This is a genomic window from Ruegeria sp. HKCCA4633, from assembly GCF_013034605.1.
Lineage (GTDB): Bacteria > Pseudomonadota > Alphaproteobacteria > Rhodobacterales > Rhodobacteraceae > Ruegeria.
On the sequence record NZ_WQGJ01000006.1, the window covers coordinates 131,544 to 153,693 of the forward strand.

General features: G+C 57.4%; 21 protein-coding genes. 12 read left to right on the top strand and 9 right to left on the bottom strand.

All coding sequences use genetic code 11. The features are described from left to right. The first annotated feature begins 134 nt into the window (after positions 1–134). The gene (locus GOV85_RS15430) at positions 135–1,535 is read left to right on the top strand and encodes an amidase (protein WP_171179712.1); all 1,401 of its coding nucleotides are present in this window, start codon (positions 135–137) and stop codon (positions 1,533–1,535) included. Between the two features lie 25 nt (positions 1,536–1,560). Further along, a complete protein-coding gene (locus tag GOV85_RS15435; protein WP_171179714.1) occupies positions 1,561–2,358 on the top strand; it encodes a DUF2189 domain-containing protein in 798 nt (265 codons plus the stop codon). Here the strand turns inward: GOV85_RS15435 and GOV85_RS15440 are convergent. The 3 genes from GOV85_RS15440 to GOV85_RS15450 all read right to left on the bottom strand — a co-directional run bounded on the left by GOV85_RS15440 (position 2,355) and on the right by GOV85_RS15450 (position 5,772). Further along, positions 2,355–3,074 carry a helix-turn-helix domain-containing protein gene (locus GOV85_RS15440; protein ID WP_171179716.1) on the bottom strand — a complete coding sequence of 240 codons (720 nt, stop codon included), beginning with the start codon at positions 3,072–3,074 and terminating at the stop codon, positions 2,355–2,357. The genes GOV85_RS15435 and GOV85_RS15440 overlap by 4 nt on opposite strands. A gap of 316 nt (positions 3,075–3,390) precedes the next feature. Then, positions 3,391–3,951 (bottom strand): acetolactate synthase small subunit, encoded by a 561-nt coding sequence (gene ilvN / locus GOV85_RS15445; RefSeq protein ID WP_171179724.1) that lies wholly within the window; start codon positions 3,949–3,951, stop codon positions 3,391–3,393. A 69-nt stretch (positions 3,952–4,020) separates the two neighbouring features. Further along, positions 4,021–5,772 carry an acetolactate synthase 3 large subunit gene (locus GOV85_RS15450; protein ID WP_171179726.1) on the bottom strand — a complete coding sequence of 584 codons (1,752 nt, stop codon included), beginning with the start codon at positions 5,770–5,772 and terminating at the stop codon, positions 4,021–4,023. Positions 5,773–6,194: 422 nt separating this feature from the next. On the opposite strand from GOV85_RS15450, the gene GOV85_RS15455 reads away from it, so the two are divergent. Both GOV85_RS15455 and GOV85_RS15460 read left to right on the top strand, forming a co-directional pair. Next, positions 6,195–7,040 (top strand): 2OG-Fe(II) oxygenase, encoded by an 846-nt coding sequence (locus tag GOV85_RS15455; protein ID WP_171179728.1) that lies wholly within the window; start codon positions 6,195–6,197, stop codon positions 7,038–7,040. A 46-nt stretch (positions 7,041–7,086) separates the two neighbouring features. Then, a complete protein-coding gene (locus GOV85_RS15460; protein ID WP_171179730.1) occupies positions 7,087–7,470 on the top strand; it encodes a VOC family protein in 384 nt (127 codons plus the stop codon). A gap of 86 nt (positions 7,471–7,556) precedes the next feature. On the opposite strand, the gene GOV85_RS15465 is transcribed toward GOV85_RS15460, so the two are convergent. Together GOV85_RS15465 and GOV85_RS15470 are read right to left on the bottom strand one after the other, a co-directional pair. Then, positions 7,557–8,204, bottom strand: a complete 648-nt coding sequence (locus GOV85_RS15465; protein WP_171179732.1) for a response regulator transcription factor — start codon at positions 8,202–8,204, stop codon at positions 7,557–7,559. Then, a complete protein-coding gene (locus GOV85_RS15470) occupies positions 8,201–9,634 on the bottom strand; it encodes a cache domain-containing protein (protein WP_171179734.1) in 1,434 nt (477 codons plus the stop codon). Before GOV85_RS15470 ends, GOV85_RS15465 begins: the two co-directional genes overlap by 4 nt. A 246-nt stretch (positions 9,635–9,880) precedes the next feature. Between GOV85_RS15470 and GOV85_RS15475 the strand changes: the two genes are divergently transcribed. From GOV85_RS15475 to GOV85_RS15485, 3 genes are all read left to right on the top strand, one after another. Then, the gene (locus GOV85_RS15475; RefSeq protein ID WP_171179737.1) at positions 9,881–10,963 is read left to right on the top strand and encodes a TRAP transporter substrate-binding protein; all 1,083 of its coding nucleotides are present in this window, start codon (positions 9,881–9,883) and stop codon (positions 10,961–10,963) included. A gap of 120 nt (positions 10,964–11,083) precedes the next feature. After that, complete coding sequence (locus tag GOV85_RS15480) at positions 11,084–12,010, top strand: TRAP transporter small permease subunit (protein WP_171179739.1); 927 nt, start codon at positions 11,084–11,086, stop codon at positions 12,008–12,010. Between the two features lie 17 nt (positions 12,011–12,027). Further along, positions 12,028–14,382, top strand: a complete 2,355-nt coding sequence (locus GOV85_RS15485) for a TRAP transporter large permease subunit (RefSeq protein WP_171179741.1) — start codon at positions 12,028–12,030, stop codon at positions 14,380–14,382. An 82-nt stretch (positions 14,383–14,464) separates the two neighbouring features. Here the strand turns inward: GOV85_RS15485 and GOV85_RS15490 are convergent, their stop codons facing one another. The 4 genes from GOV85_RS15490 to GOV85_RS15505 all read right to left on the bottom strand — a co-directional run bounded on the left by GOV85_RS15490 (position 14,465) and on the right by GOV85_RS15505 (position 16,681). Next, positions 14,465–14,854, bottom strand: coding sequence for a VOC family protein (locus tag GOV85_RS15490; RefSeq protein WP_171179743.1), 390 nt, complete (start codon positions 14,852–14,854; stop codon positions 14,465–14,467). A gap of 7 nt (positions 14,855–14,861) precedes the next feature. Then, a complete protein-coding gene (locus tag GOV85_RS15495; protein ID WP_171179745.1) occupies positions 14,862–15,686 on the bottom strand; it encodes an arginyltransferase in 825 nt (274 codons plus the stop codon). A 75-nt stretch (positions 15,687–15,761) separates the two neighbouring features. Next, positions 15,762–16,193, bottom strand: coding sequence for an RDD family protein (locus GOV85_RS15500; RefSeq protein WP_171179746.1), 432 nt, complete (start codon positions 16,191–16,193; stop codon positions 15,762–15,764). Between the two features lie 65 nt (positions 16,194–16,258). Continuing rightward, positions 16,259–16,681, bottom strand: a complete 423-nt coding sequence (locus GOV85_RS15505; protein WP_171179748.1) for a DUF2852 domain-containing protein — start codon at positions 16,679–16,681, stop codon at positions 16,259–16,261. A gap of 141 nt (positions 16,682–16,822) precedes the next feature. On the opposite strand from GOV85_RS15505, the gene GOV85_RS15510 reads away from it, so the two are divergent. The 5 genes from GOV85_RS15510 to GOV85_RS15530 are packed head-to-tail and all read left to right on the top strand — an operon-like array spanning position 16,823 to position 22,093. Then, positions 16,823–17,212 carry a nuclear transport factor 2 family protein gene (locus GOV85_RS15510; protein ID WP_171179750.1) on the top strand — a complete coding sequence of 130 codons (390 nt, stop codon included), beginning with the start codon at positions 16,823–16,825 and terminating at the stop codon, positions 17,210–17,212. 49 nt (positions 17,213–17,261) lie between these two features. Next, positions 17,262–20,057 carry a glutamine-synthetase adenylyltransferase gene (locus GOV85_RS15515; protein ID WP_171179752.1) on the top strand — a complete coding sequence of 932 codons (2,796 nt, stop codon included), beginning with the start codon at positions 17,262–17,264 and terminating at the stop codon, positions 20,055–20,057. Then, the gene (locus GOV85_RS15520) at positions 20,041–20,313 is read left to right on the top strand and encodes a hypothetical protein (protein WP_171179754.1); all 273 of its coding nucleotides are present in this window, start codon (positions 20,041–20,043) and stop codon (positions 20,311–20,313) included. The genes GOV85_RS15515 and GOV85_RS15520 overlap by 17 nt, the downstream gene beginning before the upstream one ends. Positions 20,314–20,351: 38 nt before the next feature. Then, the gene (locus tag GOV85_RS15525) at positions 20,352–21,554 is read left to right on the top strand and encodes an RSP_2647 family RNA methyltransferase (RefSeq protein ID WP_171179756.1); all 1,203 of its coding nucleotides are present in this window, start codon (positions 20,352–20,354) and stop codon (positions 21,552–21,554) included. Further along, the gene (locus GOV85_RS15530; RefSeq protein ID WP_171179758.1) at positions 21,551–22,093 is read left to right on the top strand and encodes an RSP_2648 family PIN domain-containing protein; all 543 of its coding nucleotides are present in this window, start codon (positions 21,551–21,553) and stop codon (positions 22,091–22,093) included. Before GOV85_RS15525 ends, GOV85_RS15530 begins: the two co-directional genes overlap by 4 nt. The last annotated feature ends 57 nt before the right edge of the window (positions 22,094–22,150 follow it).

The window sequence follows — 22,150 nt, forward strand, 5'->3', positions numbered from 1 at the left end:
TGAATGAGTTGGCCCATGCCGTTTCAATCCTGTTGACCGGTGGCGAGGTCGAGAAAAGATACATTTAGACAGTGGGTTTAAATGAGCTGAACCGCTCGCTAGGCTGTTGAAGACCAACAACAGAATGGCATGCAATGGACCTGACTCGGATATCGGCCGCAGAGCTTGTGAAACAACTGGCAACCCGACAGGTTTCAGCCACCGATGTAATGCGTGCCACCCTGGATCGCATCGCTAAGGTGAATGGCGATGTGAACGCTATAGTAGCGTTACGGGAAGAGAGTGCGTTGATGGCCGAGGCACAGAGATGCGATAGCGGTCCAATCACTGGCCCGCTGCACGGTCTGCCAATTGCGGTCAAGGATTTGGTCAATGTGGCAGGCGTGGTCTCGTCTCATGGATCGCCTTTGTTCAAGGACGTCGTGCCGGACAGCGACGATTTGATTGCCGCCCGGATGCGGGATGCGGGGGCTATACTTATCGGAAAAACCAACACGCCGGAATTCGGATTGGGATCGCACACATTCAACCCGGTCTATGGTGCGACGCGCAATCCGTATAACGCCGACCATACCTGCGGAGGATCGTCCGGTGGGGCGGCGGTGGCCCTGGCCACGGGAATGGTGGCGCTTGCAGACGGGTCCGACATGATGGGCAGTCTGCGTAACCCAGCGGCCTGGAACAATGTCTACGGCTTTCGCCCAAGCTGGGGCAGGGTGCCGTCTGATCCTGTCGGCGACAGCTTTCTGCATCAACTGTCCACACTTGGCCCCATGGCCCGCAGCCCCGAGGATTTGGGCATCTTGCTTGACGTTATCTCGGGGCCAGACCCGCGCCTGCCCTTGGCCTCTGATAGCGTTCCGGTGTCACCGGTGGAAATTGCAGATTTGCAGGGTCTGCGGATTGGTTGGCTTGGGGATTGGGGCGGGGCGTTCCCGACCGAGCCTGGAATTCTCGACCTGTGCAAAGATGCTTTGACCGTGTTTGAAAGCCTTGGCGCTGATGTGCAAGAAGTTGATCCGCCCTTCGATGCAGAACAACTTTGGACCAGTTGGATCACGCTGCGGTCGTTCAGCGTGGCGGCGGGGCTGGAGCCCTTGGCCTCGCAAAGGGATCATCTGAAAGATACGGCTCAATGGGAACTGGATCGTGGTCTGGCGATGTGTGCAATGGAGGTGCAGCACGCCAGCGTCATCCGCTCGGATTGGTTCCGGCGCGCTGCAGACCTGTTCAAACAGTTTGACGCATTGGTTCTGCCATCCGCGCAGGTCTGGCCCTTTGGGGTCGAGATACCGTACCCGACCAGTATCGCGGGCCGGACGATGGACACCTATCACCGATGGATGCACGTCACGGTGCCTGTCAGTCTGATCGGTTTGCCTTGTCTGGCCGCACCTGCGGGTTTCGGTTCAAACGGACTGCCGATGGGGTTCCAGCTGTTCGGTCCACGGGGCGCGGATCACAAACTATTGTCGGTTGGGGCGGCGTATCACGCCGAAACCAACTGGCCAAACAAGAGACCGGCGAGGTCATAACGCCGGATCGGGAGGAGGAGACAACATGGATAAGCCTTTTGGTGTGCCGGAAATGCGACCGGTGGATACCGCCATGCTGCGCACGGCATTGCAGCGCGCGTGGACTGATTTTCGCCGCGCACCGCTATTCGGGGTGATCTTTGCTGGCTTTTACGTGCTGGCGGGTTGGGCCATGGCGTGGGTGACTGTGCAGACCGGAACAACCTTTTGGCTGGTACTGGCGGCCATCGGGTTTCCGTTGATCGGACCTTTCGCAGCGGTCGGGCTTTATGAGGTCTCGCACCGGCTTGAGCAGGGTGAGCCCTTGGATTTTGGTGCGATCTTTGGCGTGGTACTGCAGCAAAGCCGCAGGCAGTTGCCTTCGATCTGTGCAATCATCGTTGTCGTCTTCCTGTTTTGGTTCTTTCTCGGGCACATGATCTTTGCCCTGTTTCTGGGCCTGGCCACGATGACGAACATATCGACGTCGACAGAGGTGTTCCTGACGTTGAACGGCCTGACCATGCTGGCCGTGGGTACGGTCGTGGGGGCGGTCTTTGCCACCATTTTGTACATGATCACCGTTCTTTCGATCCCATTGCTGCTGGATCGCGAGCTGGATTTCGTGACCGCCATGATCACAAGTTTTTCTTACGTGAAAGAAAATCTGTTTGTGATGCTTGGCTGGGGGGCCTTGGTCGCGATTTTGACATTCATCGCGATGGTGCCCTGGTTTTTGGGGTTGTTGATCGTTTTGCCAGTGCTTGGCCACGCCAGCTGGCATCTTTATCGGCAGATTACCCAGGTCGATGCCGCGCAGACACCCACAACTGCGGCAGGTTAGAACTGCTGTGCAAGATTGTTCGTGGACAGGCGCGCAGCGGCAAAAATAGCTGCAGAGTCGTGCCCCAGGTACTTGAGAACAACCGGTTCCGGGTTGGATGTATCCGCGGAATTAACCACCGATCCGCGCCAATGAACCGCAGTTCCGTTTTGATCGGGTGAGATCAGGTAGACCCGGCTGTTGTGGCCGCCCCGTTGGGATGTCAGCATATAAACGGTATCGCCGCTACAGGCGGCGATACCTTGGATTTCACGGTCTTGCGGTGTGGCATCTGGCATGGCAGTGCGTGATACATAGCCCCGTATCAAAGTGCACTGGGCCAGCGGTCGTGCGTGCAACAAGGTCATGCGGTGTGTATCCGAAAGGCTTTCGATGACGGCATAAAACCCAAGTGAAAAGGCGGACTTCCCGATCGCCTCTGCACCCGAACCCAGAAACTCAGTCAGAGTTTTGGTGGCCGGGTGGTTTTCTGATTTCTCGATCTCGTCCAAGGGCTGGAGAAGAATTCGGGCATCTACGTCGAAAAAGCGACAAATCCGATCCAGAACATCCGGGCGAGGAACGCTTTCGCCAGAAAGATATCTGTTAAACTGCGTGCGGTTCACCCCGAGCTTGCGGCACAGGGCTGAGACCGAGCGATGCTGCTGCGCCAAACGCCGAAGGTTCTCGCTGAACATCGCGCGTAACATTTCAGGGCTGCGGGTATCGTCAGTCATGGCCTTCCACGTATTGCTGTGTCTTCGAATGAAACCCATTGAACACCGAGGCAAAAACCGGGTGCACAAAAAGTAATCGTACAGAATAACCCCAAGCAACGTATCCCCACGCCGCGTTGCAGCTTCGACGCTAGCGCCGCAAAGCTCAATGGCAATAGGCTTTATGCGAAAAAGACTGATCTTTATCTGGAAAAACAAACCCTATGGCAATTATGGCGCAAAAGGCTCGTGTAGGTTGAGAGCGTGCTGCCTGACCAACCAAAGGTGTGCCCCCGCCCGGAAAGACGCTAAAACGTCAGCGGGCGGGGAACAGATTTTAGTCGCCGCGCAGCAAGGCTGCGACACCTGTACGGGCGATCTCGACCAGACCCAATGGGCGCATAAGGTCCGCAAAGGCATCGATCTTGTCCGGTGCACCGGTGATTTCGAAGATGAACGAATTCAGAGTGCTGTCGACCACATTGGCGCGGAAAATATCGGCCAGCCGCAGGGCCTCGACCCGCTTGTCGCCTTCACCCACGACCTTGATGATAGCCAGTTCGCGCTCGACCGAAGGGCCTTCGACAGTAAGGTCATGCACGTCGTGCACGGTTACAATTCGGCCCAGCTGCGCCTTGATCTGCTCAATAACCTGGGGGGTCCCGGTGGTGACGATGGTGATGCGGCTGAGGTGGCCTGTGTGATCAACTTCGGCCACGGTCAGGCTTTCGATGTTATAACCGCGCCCCGAGAACAATCCGATCACACGTGCCAGAACGCCAGGTTCGTTCTCGACCAACACCGCTATCGTGTGACGTTCCTGCACGTCCGAAAAGGTGGGTCGTAGGTTATAGGCCGAATGGCGGGTGGCACCTTTTTTGATATGTAGGGCAGACATTTATGTCCCTTTCATCATCCTTGATATATCGGGCGCGGCAAGGCGCCCGACCAAATCCGTCGAATTTTGTTAAACCAGAACCGAACCTTTGGAATCGATCACGCCCTGCGTTTCTGCTTCGCCCAGAAGCATCTCGTTATGGGCCTTGCCCGATGGGATCATTGGGAAGCAGTTTTCGTGCTTTTCAACCAGACAGTCGAAGATCACCGGACCGTCATAGTTGATCATCTCCATGATCGCGTCGTCCAGATCGGCAGGATCGGAACACAGGATGCCCTTTGCTCCGAACGCTTCGGCGAGTTTAACGAAATCAGGCAGGGCTTCGGACCAGCTGTGTGAATAGCGTTCGCCATGCAGCAGTTCCTGCCACTGACGGACCATGCCAAGGCGTTCATTGTTTAGGATGAACTGCTTCACGGGCAGACGGTATTGCGCGGCGGTGCCCATTTCCTGCATGTTCATCAGCCAAGACGCCTCACCAGCCACGTTGATCACCAATGCATCTGGATGCGCCATCTGCACGCCGATAGAGGCGGGGAAGCCATAGCCCATCGTGCCCAGGCCACCCGAGGTCATCCAGCGGTTGGGGTCTTCGAACCCAAGGTACTGAGCCGCCCACATCTGGTGTTGGCCCACTTCGGTGGTGATGTAGCGATCGTGCTTTTTTGTCAGCTCTTCAAGGCGTTGCAGCGCGTATTGCGGTTTGATGGATTTTTCGCTGTTGGCATATGCAAGGCAGTTGATCTTGCGCCATTCCGCGATCTGGTTTTGCCACTGCTTCACGTTCGCAGCATCCGTCTTGCGACCGCGAGACTTCCAGATCTTCAGAATGTCTTCCAGTACATGCGCCACGTCACCGACAATGGGTATGTCCACACGGATTACCTTGTTGATCGAGGACGGATCGATGTCGATATGCGCCTTTTTCGAGTTCGGCGAAAACGCATCGATGCGGCCGGTGATCCGGTCGTCGAAACGTGCGCCGATATTGATCATCAGATCGCAGTCATGCATCGCCAAATTGGCCTCGTAGAGACCATGCATGCCCAACATTCCAAGCCAGTTCTCGCCCGAGGCTGGGTAAGCGCCCAGACCCATCAGGGTCGAGGTGATCGGGATACCAGTCGCGTCCACCAGTTCACGCAGCAACTGGCTGGCTGCAGGGCCAGAGTTGATGACACCGCCACCGGTATAAAAGACCGGTTTCTTAGCGGTTTCCATGGCGGCAACCAGTTCCGTGATCTCTTCCAGGTCGCCTTTCAAAACCGGTTGGTAATGCGACGTTGAAGGCTTGGGGCTGGTGTACTCGCCCGAGGCAAACTGCACGTCCTTGGGAATGTCGATCAACACAGGACCGGGACGGCCCGAGGTGGCGACGTGAAAGGCTTCGTGCATCGTTTCCGCCAGCGAATCCGTGTCTTTAACCAACCAGTTATGCTTGGTGCAGGGGCGGGTGATGCCAACAGTGTCAGCCTCTTGAAACGCGTCTGAACCGATCATGAAGGTCGGAACCTGACCCGTCAGAACAACCAGCGGGATCGAATCCAACAATGCGTCGGTCAGGCCGGTGACAGCGTTGGTCGCGCCAGGGCCAGACGTTACAAGCGCAACGCCGGGTTTGCCGGTCGACCGGGCATAGCCTTCGGCGGCATGGATTGCACCTTGTTCGTGACGCACCAGAATGTGGCGAATGTCGTTTTGCAGAAAGATCTCATCATAGATCGGTAGGACGGCGCCACCGGGGTATCCGAATACCGTGTCCACGCCCTGATCCTTGAGGGCCTGAACCACCATCTTTGCGCCGGTCATCTCACGTGTCATCTGCTTTGCTCCGTTCGCGACATGTGTCTTGCGTTTTGCCAAAAAAAAGCCCCCGATTTTTCGGAGGCGCATGGGTTCGATTATGGTTTTCCGTTACCGGCCCATGCGCGTTTTTCCTACGATTACGACTAGCGCTTTCATCGCCAGAGGCTCCTTCTTTGCGTGCAGGGACATTATGGTCGGGGGGAAGGGGCGTCAACAGGCAATTGCACCAATTTTCTATCTTGGCGGCGGTTATTTGCGACATTTTATTGCGCAGATTGCCGCATGTTGGGAATTTCCGGGAAAACGATGTTCATTTCACTGGTTTTTTAGACGCATGTGAGGGTCCAAAAGCGTCAGGTCGATGTCTGAAACTGGCATGATCTGCCTATTTGACTGCGTCACGCTGACCCTGTGGGCGCGCATGAAGGAGGCGGAGAATGCTGCAAGACCTGTTGGACCTTGGACGGTATCCGATCGATCGCCCGGATTCGCCCGCGTATGTTCGATTGATCGAAGATTTGAGGCGGGAACTAGATCAAGATGGATGCGCGGTTCTGCCGGGTTTTGTCCATGAAAAGGGCATCGCTCTTTTGACTGAAGAGGCCGATGCCGTTGCGCCCAATGCGCATCGCTCTTTCAGCCGTACGAACCCGTATTTCACCAAGGACGACCCGCGGTTTGGCATCGGTCATCCTATCCGACAGTTCTATGATCGTTCGAATGCCTTTGTTCCAGCGGATAATTTTCCGCAATCGGGGCCTTTGCGGAGTATATATGAGTTTGAACCCTTTCTGCCGTTCGTTCGTGATGCCCTGAATGAGCCTGCAGAGCGTTTTTTCCGTTATGATGACCCGCTGGCGGATGTGATCATTAACGTGGTCGAGGAAGGGCAGGGCTTTCCATGGCATTTCGATACGAACAATTACACGGTGACACTGGCCATTCAGAACGGTGAAGAAGGGGGCGCGTTCGAGTACGCGCCAAATCTTCGTACAACGGAAGACGAAAACTTTGCTGAGGTCGCCGCAGTTTTGAACGGGGATATGACGTGCGTCCATCAGTTAGAGCTTCAGCCCGGTGATTTACAGATTTTCAAGGGGCGATATTCGCTTCACCGGGTAGCGCCGGTGACGGGGCCGCGCCGCCGGTATGTCGGTATCTTTTCATTTGTCGAAACCGAAGGCATGTGCGGCGGTATCGAACGGACTGAGCAACTGTATGGACGGGTTCTGCCACACCATTACGAACGCGCGGGGCTACGCAAAGATCAATTACTGGATTGAGACACCACACCGGTAAACTGAAGGTGCTTCCTTTTCGGAGATTCAGATGCCTGAGATTTTGCAGCTAACGCCGTTTGTGTTGTGTTCGTCTTTGCAGAACCAGATCGATTTCTATTGCAAGCGATTGGGGTTCACATGTGGGTTCAGGCAGGACAACTATGCTTTTCTGTCGCTGGGACCGGTGGCCATGCGCTTATTGGAATGCCCGCCGCGCCCGGATGGCAGGCCGTTGGGCGACGACCAGTCGTTTTACATTGATGTGGACGATGTGGATAGCCTGTATGAAAGCTGGCGCGCCGGGTTAGCCGATTTGCCCAAGGGGCGTGTACGACCGCCGTTTGACCAGCCTTATTTGCAGCGTGAGTTTCACGTTTTGGATGAAGACGGGACACTGGTGTTCTTTGGTCAGGACATTAGGCCCCGAGCGTGAACACTCCCGCCCATCGTCGACACGCCAGCGGCGCGTCTTCTCTGGTTGGGCAGGGCAGCGCGTGCCGCGCTGCGGGAGTATGCAGATCAAAAGCCGACGCCAGTGCCTTGCAGAACGCCGTGTTCCAGTGCATAGCGGGTCAGACCAGCTGTTGAGGAAATGCCAAGCTTGCGCTTGATGTTCTTCCGGTGGGTCTCGACCGTTCGCACTGAAATCTCCAGCTTTTGGGCAACCTCTTTGTTGGACTTGCCCTGTGCAAGTTCCAATAGGATCGTCTGTTCGCGCCCGGTGAGCGCCTCGCGCGCACTATCCTCTTTGGGTTTCAGGGATCCGCTGGCACCGGTGCACAGATATTGCTTGCCCTGCATGACAGCGTCGATGGCCTGCCTGATCTCTTCCGTAGGTACATCCTTGAGTACATAGCCTTTGGCACCGTGGCTGAGCGCGGTTGTGATGTATTCAGGACTGTCATGCATCGACAGGATCAGGATGCGCGTTTCGGGCAGACGTTCGAGGATGATTTCCGTCGCGCTGAGACCGCCCAGGCCAGGCATGTTCAGATCCATCAGGATCACATCAGGGGCCAGATCAACGGCCAGATCCACGGCCGCCTGACCGCTGCCCAGCGTGCCGACGACCTGGATATCTTCATAGCTTTCCAGAATCGACTGGATGCCCTCGGCCACCATCGGGTGGTCGTCAACGATGAGAACCCGGGTTCTGTCAGAGCTCATGTACCAGCCTTTCGGTTCGGAGTTGCGTCTTCCTGCGGTGGCAGAAGGTGGCTCAGCGGCAAGCTGGCTTCGATCACCGTCCCGCCACGCGGTCCGCGTGATGACAGAATCCGCAAGGACCCGTCAAGCTGTTCGATACGTTCCTGCATGTTACGCAGCCCGATGCCTGTGGTTGCTGTTCCGGGCTCAGTGCGCAACCCACGGCCATTGTCGGTGATCCGCATAGTTGCACCTTTCTTATGTCCGCGCAGGTCTATGGTAACATGAGTGGCCCCCGAATGGCGTTCGATATTGGTCAACGCTTCTTGCGCAATTCTATAAAGGGCGATCTTGCTGTCCTGATCCAGCCGGTTTCGGAAGACCACGGTGGAGAATTCGGTCTCGATCCCGGTACGGTCTCGGAAATCGTCGGTCAGGGCCTTCAACGCGGGACCAAGGCCCAGATCGTCCAACACGCCCGGACGCAGGTCACGGCTGATGCGCCGCACCTCGGTAATGGCGGCCCCCAGGTTGTCGATCCCTTTTTCCAGCGGAGCGAGCGCACCTTCGTCATCACCCCGAGTCAGACGCCGCCGCGCGTTGTCCAAAGCATATCGAACGCCGACAAGAATTTGGCTGATCCCGTCATGTAATTCACGTGCGACCCGGCCCCGTTCTTCTTCCTGTGCGTCAAACACACGCTGGGTCAGTTCCTTCAGCTTAGCATCGGCCAACCTGCGCTCGCGAATGTTCAGCAACATGCCCGACGCAAAAACGATGAGGACAGCGGCCAGTACAATCGCGCCGATATACATGAATGTGCGCTGTACGCGGGCTTCGACTTCGGCCCGTGCGTTGGCAACGGTGGCCACGATGTCATCGATGAACACCCCGGTCCCGACGACCCAGCGCCAGTCCTGAAGGCCAACAACATAGGCGATCATCTGCGCTTCTTGCCCAGTTGAGGGCTTCTGCCACATGAAACTGTGCCATCCTGCCCCTTGGCGAGCGAGGCGAATGAACTCGTTGACGATTGGCGTGCCTTCGCTATCCGTCAGACCTTCCCAATTCTGGTTGATGAATTGCGTCTGGCGGGGGCTGACAAGGTTGTTTCCGTCATAGTCATACACAAAGAAGAACCCGTCCTGACCATAGATCATCGCCGACAGGATCTGCGTGACGAGGTTTTTGGCCACTTCATCATTTGGTTCAGCCCGACCATAGATATAGGCAAAACCGTTGCGCGCCTGCGTTACGTAGTTGCGCAGCTCTTCCTTCTTGGCTTCGATCAGACGGCGTTCCAGGGCCTCGATCTCGCGCTCAGCGGTGGCGCGCGCCTGATAGGCGACCAACACGGCAATTGCCGCAACAGCGACGACCAATGGTATGGCCGCAACCAACGACAATTTCTGCGCATAAGTCAGCGAAACCAGGTTTCTAAGTCTGTGCATGGTCGAATCGATACGCAAGTGGCAGCAAAAATGCAAAAAGATTGAACATTTCCATACCCAAAGGACGTCAAAAGCCCGGCTGAACTGGAACTCACCAAGGGTTTTCTCGCTAAAAAAGGTCAGAAACCCGGCTTTCTACGCAGTAGTAGGTATTCCCATTCACAACACTGTCATTAGTCTGACGCGCACTGAATACGACAGGTCCGGCTGTGCCGGATTATGACTATGAAGGGGAGGAACACTCATATGGATCGTCGTTCATTTTTGAAAAAATCCGCGCTGGGCGGATCGGCAGCTGCAGCAACCGCTCTGGCGGCGCCGGCTTATGCTCAGGGCCAGCGTACCCTGACCATGGTGACGTCGTGGGGCCGTGGCTTGGCGGGCGTGTTTGACAGCGCGCAGCGCTGTGCCGACAGCATCAACGCGATGTCGGACGGAAGCCTGAATGTTGAGATCAAGGCCGCTGGTGAGCTGGTTGGCGCGTTTGAGGTTTTTGACGCGGTGTCGTCCGGTCAGGCCGATATGTACCACGCGGCGGACTATTACTTTGTGGGTCAGCACCCGGGCTATGCCTTCTTCACTGCTGTTCCGTTCGGCATGACCGCGCAGGAACTGGTGAACTGGTATTACCACGATGGCGGCATGGAGCTGCATGACGAGCTGGGTTCGATCTTTGGCCTCAAGTCTTTCCTGGCCGGGAACACCGGCGCGCAGGCGGGTGGCTGGTACTCGAAAGAGATCAACAGCCCCGAAGATTTCCAGGGCCTGAAGTTCCGTATGCCGGGCCTGGGTGGCCAGGCGCTGGGTAAGCTGGGCGCGTCGGTTCAGAACATTCCGGGTTCGGAAGTGTATCAGGCGCTGTCCTCGGGTGCGATTGACGGAACCGAGTGGATCGGTCCCTGGGCCGACGAAAAGGCGGGCTTCCAGGAAATCACCAAGACCTACTATACTGCGGGCTTCCATGAGCCAGGCGCGGGTCTGTCGCTGGCCACAAACCGTGACGTCTTTGACGAACTGACACCTGCACAGCAGAAGATCATCGAGATCGCAGCGGCCGAAGCGCACCAGTGGAATCTGGCGCAGTTCCTGGCCAATAACGGTGCAGCCCTGCAGCGTCTGCAGTCGGGCGGCGTGAAGGTCATGGAGTTCCCGGACAGCGTTTGGGATGCATTTGGCCAGGCGTCGCAAGAGGTTCTGGACGAGAACATGGGCGACGAGCTGTTTAAGAAAATCCACGACAGCGCAATGGCGTCTATGGCGGCTTCGTCTGCTTGGATCAACCTGTCGTCGGGTGCCTACACCGCTCAGCGCGACCGCGTTCGCGGCTAAATTCGAGCCAAATGAGCAAACGGTTTCCCCGCATCAGCGGGGAAGCCTTTCCTGTTGCATATGCGCGGACCCATCATGCCGCTATAATCAGCAATGCAACTGACGAGACCCGGGGACAACATGCAGGACGACAACGGTATTTCGTTTTTCGGCGCCCTGTGGAATGGACTGATCTGGTTCATTCAGAACATTGCCGAAGCCTTCTATAATTTCGGATACGCTATCACGCATCCGCAGCTCTGGCTGAACTGGTCCGACAAAGAGGCGATCATGCGCTTTGTCTACTACGGAGGCTCGGTCGAGTTCTTCTTCGTGGTTTTCACCTTCTTTCTGGTTCTGACCGCAATCGGGCTCTACTACCGGAACTTCATGTGGGCCATCGTGCGTGGGCTGGAAGGGTTTGCAAACACTACCGGCCGCTTCTTTGCGTGGGCGGGTCTGCTGATGGTGATTCAGCAGATCGTGATTGTCTTCATGCAGCGGGTGTTTACGCGCCCTGATATGTCGTTCGGCTTGGGGATCCCGTTCCAGATGGACATCAGCTGGTTTGCGGAAGAACTGAAACTTTACAACGCAATGGTGGTTTGTCTGTGCTGTACCTACACATTTGTGCAGGGCGGGCATGTGCGCGTTGACCTGATCTACGCCGGCATCAGCCACCGCGCCAAGCGCGTGGTTGATATGTTAGGCGCGGTGTTGTTCATGATGCCCATGGCTGTGCTGACCTGGATGTATGGTTGGTACTTCATGTGGCGGCACCTGATCGTGCCGAAACCTTCGGCCAGTGACACGCTGGATCGTCTGGTGGCCAAGTCCCGCGCGCTGCGCTGGAATGTGGAGACCATCGGGTTCAGCCCCAATGGCTTTAACGCATACTTCCTGTTCAAGATCCTTCTGGTTGCCTTTGCGGCCATGGTGTTCCTGCATGCCATCGCATTCCTGTACCGGTCGTATCTTGAGTATGTGGAAGGGCCGGAAAGCACCGGAAAATACCTCGACAAGGACAGCCTTGGTGAGGGTGAAGAAGCCTATGAAGGCGCGCATTAAGGACGGAGAACCAGACAATGCTATTCGGACTTGATGGCGTCGAGATAGGCCTCATTATCGTATTCTTCTGCCTCTTCGGAGGCATTCTTTCCGGGTTTCCGGTGGCTTTTGCCATCGGTGGGGCCGGGGTCATTTCTTTCGGGATCATCGCTGCGCTCGACAGTGCGGGTCTGTTGATCCACCAGGCGATAGACACGGGCTCGCAAGCCTATCGGGATATCGTGAACTCGGGGGTGAAACCCGACACGATATCCGTGTTCCGATACCCCGATTTGCCAAGGATCGCCGAACCGGTCTTTGTGCAAGGCTGGGAAACGGCGCTGGATCGCAACGTCTCCTTCATCGTGAACCGAATGAACGAACGCGTTCTGGCGGGTCAGTCCATCGAGACGCTGTTGGCCGTGCTGATGTTCGTTCTAATGGGTATTACGCTGGAACGCTCAAAGATTGCCAACGACCTGCTGACCACGATGGCGCGTGTCTTTGGCCCGCTGCCGGGCGGTCTGGCCGTATCGATCGTGGTTGTGGGTGCTTTCCTTGCCGCGTCGACCGGGATTGTGGGCGCGACGGTTGTGACCATGGGCCTGTTGGCACTGCCGACCATGCTGCGAAACAACTATGCTCCCGAACTGGCAACCGGTGTCATCGCTGCATCGGGTACCTTGGGGCAGATCATCCCGCCGTCGATTGTGATCGTTCTGCTGGGCACTCTGGCTGGGGATCTGTATTCGACAGCACAGGAAACGCGCGCCATTGAGGCAGGTTGTACCGATGCTTTGACCTTCCTGGGCGAGCCCGCTGTTGTTTCGGTTGGGACGCTCTTCCAAGCGGCCTTGTTGCCGGGGATCATGCTGGCCTTGCTCTATGCGCTTTATGCCTTTGGCTATGCGTTACTGAACCCGCACAAAGCACCGGCGGTGGAAATTTCAGGCGGGTCAGGCGAGACAATCACCCGGTCCGAGGGACTGACCTGGCTGCTGGGCGCTCCGGTTGCTCTGATTGTCGGGGCAGTTCTTCTGGGCAATGTCGGCGTGATTGGAAGTCAGAACATTGCGGTCTCAGCCTTCTCGGACGTTGGACAGAGTGCCTCGCTGCGCACGAACGTGTCAGAAGAATGCAAAGCCTCGATGATCGAGCTGCACGGTCAGTCAGCCTGGGATCAGGCTGTTGTCGAGCAGGAAGCAATCGATGCCGCAGGAGGTGTTGCGGATGCTCAACGCCTGAGTGAAGAGGAACTGGCGGCCGCACAGCAAGAGAAGATCGCCGCAGCGGCCCCGATTGGAACGGGCGTGGCAGTGACCATTGTTCTTTTGGGGCTGACACTGGTTCTGGGCCGCGGGATTGCGCCCTCGCGTTCACCGCAGCCATTGATCCTGGGGGCAATTGGCCTGCTGCTGATGGCTTTGGTCGATATCCTTTTGATTTCGCCGACAACCTCTTCGGGGGCCACTTTCCTTCTGCTGGCTTTGCCATTTGCACTCGCCATCTATGGCTGCAAGGAAGCTGCCGCACGATGCGCCACCAACGATCTGATCCGCGTTGTGTTTCCTCCGTTGGTTCTGATCATCGCGGTGCTGGGGTCGATCTTGGGGGGCGTGACCAACCCGACACCGGCGGCTGCGCTGGGCGCGGGTGGTGCGATCATGCTGGCGGCGTATCGCAAACTTCAGGATCAGGGCCGGTCGGGCAAGGTGATCATCTGGGCAACCTTTGCCGTGATCATTGCCTTGCTGATGGGGGTTAACTTTGATCTGCGCATTTCGCAGGGCAGTGTTTCATTTGAAACTTGGGTTGCGTTTATCGTCGCTTACGGCGCTTACCTTTTTGCCCTGTTCGGCTTGATTTACGGCTGTTGGGTGCTGTTTTCGAGCGGTGTTCTGACGCCTGTTGTTCGCGAGACAGCCAAAGTAACCTCGATGGTCTTCACCATTCTGATCGGATCACAGTTACTGAACCTTGTGGTGATCTCGTTTGGAGGTGAGCACTATATCCAGCAGTTCCTGAAGAGCTTTGACAACGAGTTCACGGTCTTCCTGATCGTGATGCTGGTGCTGTTCATTCTGGGTTTTGTACTGGATTTCCTCGAGATCATCTACATCGTGATCCCCATTGTGGGGCCGGTGATTTATGGTGGATCTTTCGATCCGAAATGGGTGACGATCATGGTGGCTGTGAACCTGCAGACCTCGTTCCTGACGCCGCCCTTTGGCTTTGCGTTGTTCTACCTGAGGGGGGTCGCGCCAAAAGAGGTCACGACGGGTCATATCTATCGCGGGATCATACCGTTTGTGTTGATCCAGGTGGTCGGCATTGCGATCTTGTGGTTCTTCCCCTCGATCGTCACGATCGTCCCGGACCTGATCCCGAATTGATCCCGGTTACCAAAATGCAAAGGGGGCCTAATGGCCCCCTTTTCTTGTTTGTACCGGAGAAGGGGCCAGATGAAGCTGCGGATCAGCTGAACTGGATCAGGTCCCACCGATTGTCGAAGGGATCGCGCCAGACGGCAACCTGGCCATAGGGTTCGGAACGTGGGGCCTCTTCGAATGTGACACCTTGCGCCAGCATGTCAGCATGATCGCGGTCGAAATCATCGGTTTGCAGGAAGAAACCCACACGACCGCCGGTTTGGTTGCCAATAGCGGCTTTTTGGTCGGGGCCGTCGGCTTTTGCCAGAAGAAGGGCGCTGCCTGTCGATCCGGGCGGGGCGACCAGTACCCAGCGTTTGCCGTCGCCGAGCGCGAGGTCTTGCAGGAGCTGGAACTTGAGCGTTTTGGTGTAGAATGAGATCGCGGTATCATAGTCGGGCACCACAAGGGCAACCGCATGCAGGGACTGCTTCATTATTTGGTCAGCTTTTGGTAGGGTGGCGGTCAGGTAGCTGAATATTCGCTACTTGTTCGGCTATGGGCGCAGATGACAACGGGTGATGCGATGCATCGGAATAGGCACCTGGGTCTTTGATCTTTCGCCATTGCCCCTGAATATAGGCTTCAAGCCCTGTGAACTTGGCCTTGTAACCCATTTTGGGACTGCCGGGGACCCAGTAGCCTAAATAGATATAGGGAAGCCCGGCTTCTCGCGCGATCTCAATATGATCCAGGATCATGTAAGTGCCCAGAGAGTTCTGGGGTTGGTTGGGATCGTAGAAGGAATAGACCATACTCAGCCCGTCATCGAGCACATCGGTCAGGCTAACGGCGATGAGGTTGCCGGTTTCCGGGTCGGCATACTCCACAACGCGGCTGCGGATCGGGGTTTCTTCAATCATGGCGGCAAACTCGAACACATCCATGTCGGCCATGCCCCCGTCGGCGTGCCGTGTGTCAAGATAACGGCGGAACAACTCGTATTGTTCGTCTGTGGCCCAGGGTGACGTTGCGCGGCGTTCCAGGTAGCCGTTGCGCTTGGCTGCGCGTTTCTGGCTTTTGGTGGCGCGAAAGGCCGACACATCGATCCGAGCGGACAGACAGGCCGCGCAATCGGTGCACGACGGGCGATAGAGCACATTCTGCGACCGACGAAACCCCTGTTGAGACAGGGAATTGTTCAACTGTTCCGCGCCTTCACCTTGAAGGGCTGTGAACAGTTTACGCTCCATCCTGCCGTCGAGATAAGGGCAGGGTTGCGGAGCGGTAACATAAAACTGTGGCGCTATTGGCAGCGTGTGTCGCATGAAGTTCCCATCTGGCCTCGGGACGGATGATAGCAACCGTTTCCGAGACCGCCAAGTGATTCACACAACTGGTTTTCACGCCCTTTGATTGATCATCACAGTCCCCAGGAAACTGTCGGTCAGACCCTGACCACGGGCGCTGGTCAGCATCATGATGATCGAAATGATCTGGACCACGAAAAACGCCATACTGACGAAATAACCGGCAGTATGGGCGATGGCTTTGCCCATATCCATCCGCTCGCCGAATGCGTCACGCAGTTCGATGCCCATGAAGCGCATACCCAGCGTAGCTGAGCCGTTCGAGATGGTGATGACCCGATACGCAAAGCTGATCACAGCGTAAATCAGCGGAAGGAAAAACAGCCCCGCACCGAAGGTCAGGAAGACGGGCACGATGCACAGCAGCGAGATGAAGGCGATATCGAACAGCCACGCGACAAAGCGCTTGGTCGCAACCGAGCTGTAGAATTCTGGTTGAGTATCCGGGTTGGGCAGGTGGTTCATTCGTCACGTCCGAAAGATAGGGTTGGTGCACCCTGACCCGAATAACCGGGGCAGGGCAAGGGCTATCAGGCAGGTGCGCCTGTGCCGTTTTCTTCGTGGTTTTCGCGGGCGCGTTCGTCCATGAACTGGTCGAATTCAGCCTTGTCTTTGGCTTCGCGAAGACGGCGCAGGAAAGCTTCAAAATCCTGCTGTTCGCGCTCCAGGCGGGCCAGAGTGTCAGCCTTGTAGGCGTCAAAAGCGCTGTTACCCGAAGGCTTCATTGCGCTCATGTGGCTGTGCCAGGATTTGCGGCGGCTGCAGGACTTGCTGAACATGCGTTTGCTCCAGATCATGTAGGCCAGAAGGGCAAGGCCAACAGGCCAGAAGAAGATGAAACCAAGGACCATGGCGGCGATCCAGGCCCCTTTGCCTTTGTCATCCAGCCAGGCCTCAATTCGGTAAAGCCATCCCGGATTGGCGGGGACGGCGGGGTCGGACAGTGCAGTCATGAAAGCTCTCCAGGGTTGATGTAAACTGTTTTCACATTGTCTAGATGGGGGCGCCTTCGGGTGATACAAGGGGTAATGTGAAAAAGATTTACATTCCACTATACAGTTGATGGTGAATGTCTCTGACGGCAGGGTGCGGCCATGAATATGACTGAAAACAAAACGGCTCCTTCGCTGAATGACATTCTTGACCTGGAAAAGCAGGTCTGGACCGCGCTGGTTGAAGGAAATGCAAGCGCAGACCGCGCTTTGCTGAGTGCGGATTTTCTGGGAGTTTACCCAACCGGGTTTGCCAACCGAGACGATCACGTCGGTCAGTTTGCGGATGCGCCGACGATGGCAGAGTTTGATCTCAGTGATGCGCGGTTGCGTGTGCTGACACCTGACATTGTGTTGTTGTCCTATCGGGCCGATTACCAGAGACCGGGTGCAACCGGAGGCGACGTAATGCTGATTTCCTCGCTCTGGGAAAGGCGCAACGACGTTTGGGTTAACAGTTTCAGTCAGGATACACCCGTTCAGGATATCTGATCAGAATACCCCATTGACGATGGCGCATGGCGATGCGCAGGGTGCGCGCATGACTGACGCACTTGCCATTACCCGACTTCCACGTGCTTTTGATCCGTCTCTGGGGGATGAAGCGCGGGCCCTGATGCCAGATTTGTCGCAGGAAATGGGTGAGCTCGTGGCGGGCACTGCCGGGTCCAGCCCTTATCTGAAAGGTCTGATCGAGCGTGAGAAAGGCTGGTTGCCTGGGGCCTTGTCACATCCGGATCAGGCGCTGGCGAACGTCATGGATGCCGCGCGTGATCTGCCGCCCGATCAGTTGAAACCCGGCTTGCGTCAGGCCAAGCGACGTTTGGCGCTGCTTACCGCCTTGGCTGATATTGCAGGTGCGTGGCCGCTGGAAAAGGTCACGGCGGCCCTGACGGATTTCGGAGCCTTGGCCGCGGATATTGCGGCCAAGGCCGAGATCGCTGCGTTGATCCGGCGCAAGAAACTGCCCGGAATGACTGAAGATGACGTCGAAAACGCAGCTGGGCTGGTCATTCTTGCGATGGGCAAGATGGGCGCGCATGAGCTGAATTACAGCTCGGACATTGATCTGATTGTTCTGTTTGACGAGACGCGTTTTGACTCCGACGATTTCTACGAGGCCCGTCAGGGCATGGTCCGGGCAACGCGGAATTTCTGCGCGACGCTCAGTGACAAGACAGCAGACGGGTATGTGTTTCGGACCGATCTGAGGCTGCGCCCAGATCCCGCCGTGACCCCGGTTTGCATGGCGATGGAGGCGGCTGAACGATATTATGAAAGCCTTGGCCGTACCTGGGAACGGGCCGCCTATATCAAGGCGCGGCCCTGTTCCGGGGATTTGGGGGCGGGTCAAAGGTTCCTGGACAGCCTGCGCCCCTTTGTCTGGCGCCGCCATCTGGACTTTGCGGCCATTCAGGACGCCCATGATATGCGTCTGCGTATCCGCGAAAACAAAGGAACTGGTGGGTCTTTGTCCATCCCGGGCCACGACATGAAGCTGGGGCAGGGCGGCATCAGAGAGATTGAGTTTTTCACCCAGACCCGCCAACTGATCGCTGGTGGGCGTGATGCGGACCTGCGCGTGCGGGGAACTGTTCCGGGGCTGTCGGCGCTGGCGTCAAAAGGCTGGGTGCCAGAGGACGTGGCCGAGAAACTGACCGATCATTACCGGGCGCATCGAGAGGTCGAGCATCGTATTCAGATGATCCACGACGCGCAGACCCACAAGGTACCAAATTCACCCGATGGGATCGAACGCGTTGCCTGTCTTATGGGGATCAGCAATGCAGAGCTGACACAAGACCTCATGTGCCGCCTGACCGAAGTGCATGAGCTGACCGAGGGGTTCTTTGCGCCGGGTCAATCACCGGCCTCTACGCCGGTGCAGAACGTCGAGTTTGACAAGAATATACTGGCGCGCTGGACGACATACCCGGCGCTGCGAAGCCAGCGGGGCGCGCGGATTTTCGAACGCCTGCGGCCCGAATTGCTTTCGCGCCTCTCTAAGACAGCCAAACCGGACGAGGCGCTTATGGCTTTAGACGGGTTTCTGGCCGGTCTTCCCGCCGGGGTGCAGCTGTTTTCCTTGTTCGAAGCAAACCCGCATCTGATCGATCTTTTGGTCGATATTGTTGGCACATCTCATGCGCTGGCTTCGCACCTGTCACGCAATGCGTCTGTATTTGACGCGGTGATCGGGGGCAGTTTCTTTACCGATTGGCCGGGGCAAGAGGCGCTGCAGGCCGAACTGGCACAAGCCCTTTCGGAAGAAACGGATTATGAAACCCAACTCGATCTGGCGCGGCGCTGGTGCAAGGAATGGCATTTTCGCATTGGGGTGCATCATCTGCGCGGCCTTATTCACGGGGCGCAGGCCGGTCAGCAATATGCAGAGCTTGCTCAGTCGGTGATTGCAGCCGTACTTCCCTATGTCACCGAGAACTTTGCCCGCAAACATGGTCCCGCGCCCGGTCGTGGAGCCGCCATTTTGGGTATGGGTTCGCTTGGCGCGGGGCGTATTAATTCGCAGTCCGATCTGGACATGATCGTGATCTATGATCCGCAGGACGAAGAGATGTCAGACGGTCCGCGCCCATTGGCCACGCGCACCTATTACGCGCGCTGTACTCAGGCGCTGATAACTGCACTTTCGGCACCCATGTCACAAGGGCGCTTGTATGAGGTCGATATGCGGTTGCGCCCTTCAGGTAACCAGGGGCCGGTGGCAACAAGCTGGGCCAGCTTTACCAACTATCAGCAAAACGAAGCCTGGGTTTGGGAGCATTTGGCCCTGACCCGCGCGCATGTCGTCGCTGGAGACGCAGGGCTGGCCGAAGATATTGAATCCTTCCGGGCCGAATTCCTGTCGCGGCCAAGGGAACAGAGTAATGTGCTTCGCGAAGTCGCCGAAATGCGCGCGCGCCTTGCTGCCGCCAAGGCACCTGCGGGCATCTGGGATGCCAAGAACGGACCGGGGCGTCTGATGGACATCGAACTGATGGCCGAAACCGGCGCTTTGCTGGCAGGCTCGGCGCAGCGCGATGTATCATCGGGTCTGGATGGGGCCGTCGCAGCCGGATTGCTGGATGTCGCGCAGGCGCAATCGCTGAAAGACTGCTATGATTTATGCTGGTCTGTGCAATGTGCCGCCCGACTGCTGTCGGGCAAGGTCATCGAGGCCGACAAAATAGGCGAGGGCGGCGCGGCGTTTTTGTGCCGCGCGACCGGGTTCGAACATGTCGAGGCCCTACAGGCAGCATTGCAGGAAAGTTACACGACCGCAGCCGATCTGATCGGAGGCGTGATCAACGAGGGCGAAGATGACGCGCAGCACTGATCCCAACGACCATAAGGGTCTGATCCGCGAAGCTTACCGCATTGAGGGCATTACCTTGCCCGAATGCCGCAGCATCTTTCTGGACTGGGCGCTCAGCCTGCCTGCCGATCGCGATCAGAATACAGCGCTGGCGGAATTGCACGCAGGCTACATGGACCAAAACCCCGATCATCCCATGACACATGTCCTGAGCGAGGGTCTTCAGGCGGCTCAGACCCCCAAACGTCGAGGCGGATGGCGGTCTCGTAACCGCTAGGGGTTTTCGACCGGCGCGTTCCTGACTATGAGAGCGCCATGACCCAATCTGCCGACCGCCCCCGTATCCGCCTGAAACCCAAAGCCAATGCGCGCGGCTTGCGCCATGGCTTCCCCTGGGTCTATGCCAATGACATCGTCACCGACCGCCGCACGCGCAAGATCCCGGCGGGCGCTTTGGCCGTGCTTGAGGATGAAAAACGCGCGCCCATCGCGCTGGTGGCGGTCAACCCCGAGTCCAAGATCATGTGCCGGGTGCTGGACCGTGATATTGACGCGCAGCTTGATGCCGCTTGGTTCGAAACCCGCCTGCGGCGCGCCCTCGAGATGCGCGAACGCCTGTTTGACGCCCCGTACTACCGCCTGCTCCATGCCGAGGCGGATGGCTTTCCCGGCGTGATCATCGACCGCTTCGGTGACGCCTGCGTTATCCAGCCGAACTCGGCCTGGGCCGAGGCACACCTGGACCTGCTGACCGATGCTTTGGTCAAGGTGACTGACGTGATCACGGTGCTGAAAAACGCCTCAGGCCGCACACGTGGGCTGGAGGGGCTGGACGACGTCAACCAAACCCTGCGCGGCACCACACCCGATGCACCGCTGCCGGTGCCGATGAATGGCGCGACTTATATGGCCGATTTGACCGGCGGGCAGAAAACCGGCCTGTTCTATGACCAGCGTCCCAATCATGCCTTTGCCGCGCGGCTGGTACATTCGGGAGCGCACGTGTTGGACGTCTTCAGCCATGTGGGCGGTTTTGGTCTCGCCATGCTGGCAGGCGGTGCAGGGCAGGCGCTGTCTGTGGATGGCTCTGCCGCCGCACTGGAGTTGGCGGCAAAGGGCGCTGAGGCTTCGGGCCTTGCTGACAAGTTCCAAACCCGGCAGGGCGACGCGTTCGACGTGTTGGCCCAATTGGGGGAAGAGGGCGCGCAGTTTGACGTCGTAGTCTGCGACCCGCCTGCTTTCGCACCGTCGAAACAAGCGCTGGATGCAGGGTTGCGCGCCTATGAGCGGATCGCTCGACTGGCCGCACCTCTGGTCAAACCCGGCGGTTATCTGGGGCTGTGCTCATGTTCGCACGCTGCGGATCTGGGGCGGTTCCGCGATGCCTCATCCCGCGGGATTGGTCGGGCCGGACGGCAGGCACAACTGATCCACACCGGGTTTGCGGGCCCGGATCACCCGCAATTGCCGCAACTGGCGGAAAGCGGCTATCTCAAAGCAGTGTTCTATCGCTTATGAAAGCCGTTCTCGACACCTGCGTGATCTACCCCACGGTGATGCGCGAGATGCTGTTGGGGGCTGCGCGTCTGGGTCATTTCACCCCGATCTGGTCTGCACGCATCCTCGAGGAATGGGCCCGCGCCGCCCGCAAACTTGGCCCAACGGGTGAGGCACAAGCCCGTGCCGAAATCTCACTGACACAAGCCAATTGGCCGGATGCCGAGCGCGCGCCGAACGAAGGGTTGCAAAACCGCCTTTGGCTGCCGGATGCCGCAGATATCCACGTGCTGGCGACTGCAGTTGCGGCTTCCGCCGATGTAATCGTGACGGTGAACGCCAAGGATTTTCCCAAGAATATCCTGGCCGAAGAAGGCCTTGAGCGCCGTGACCCAGACAGCCTGCTTCACGGTTTCTGGCAAGCAGACGCAATCGGGATGAACGCACTCGCGGCTCAAGTCCTTGCCGAGGCTAACCGTCTTTCAGGTGATCAATGGACCTTGCGCACATTGATGAAAAAAGCCCGCCTTCCACGTTTGGGTAAAGCCCTTACCACGTAAAAGCGATCCTGCTTCATCTGGCTAAAAATACCTCGGAGAGCGCGAGAGGCTGGCCTC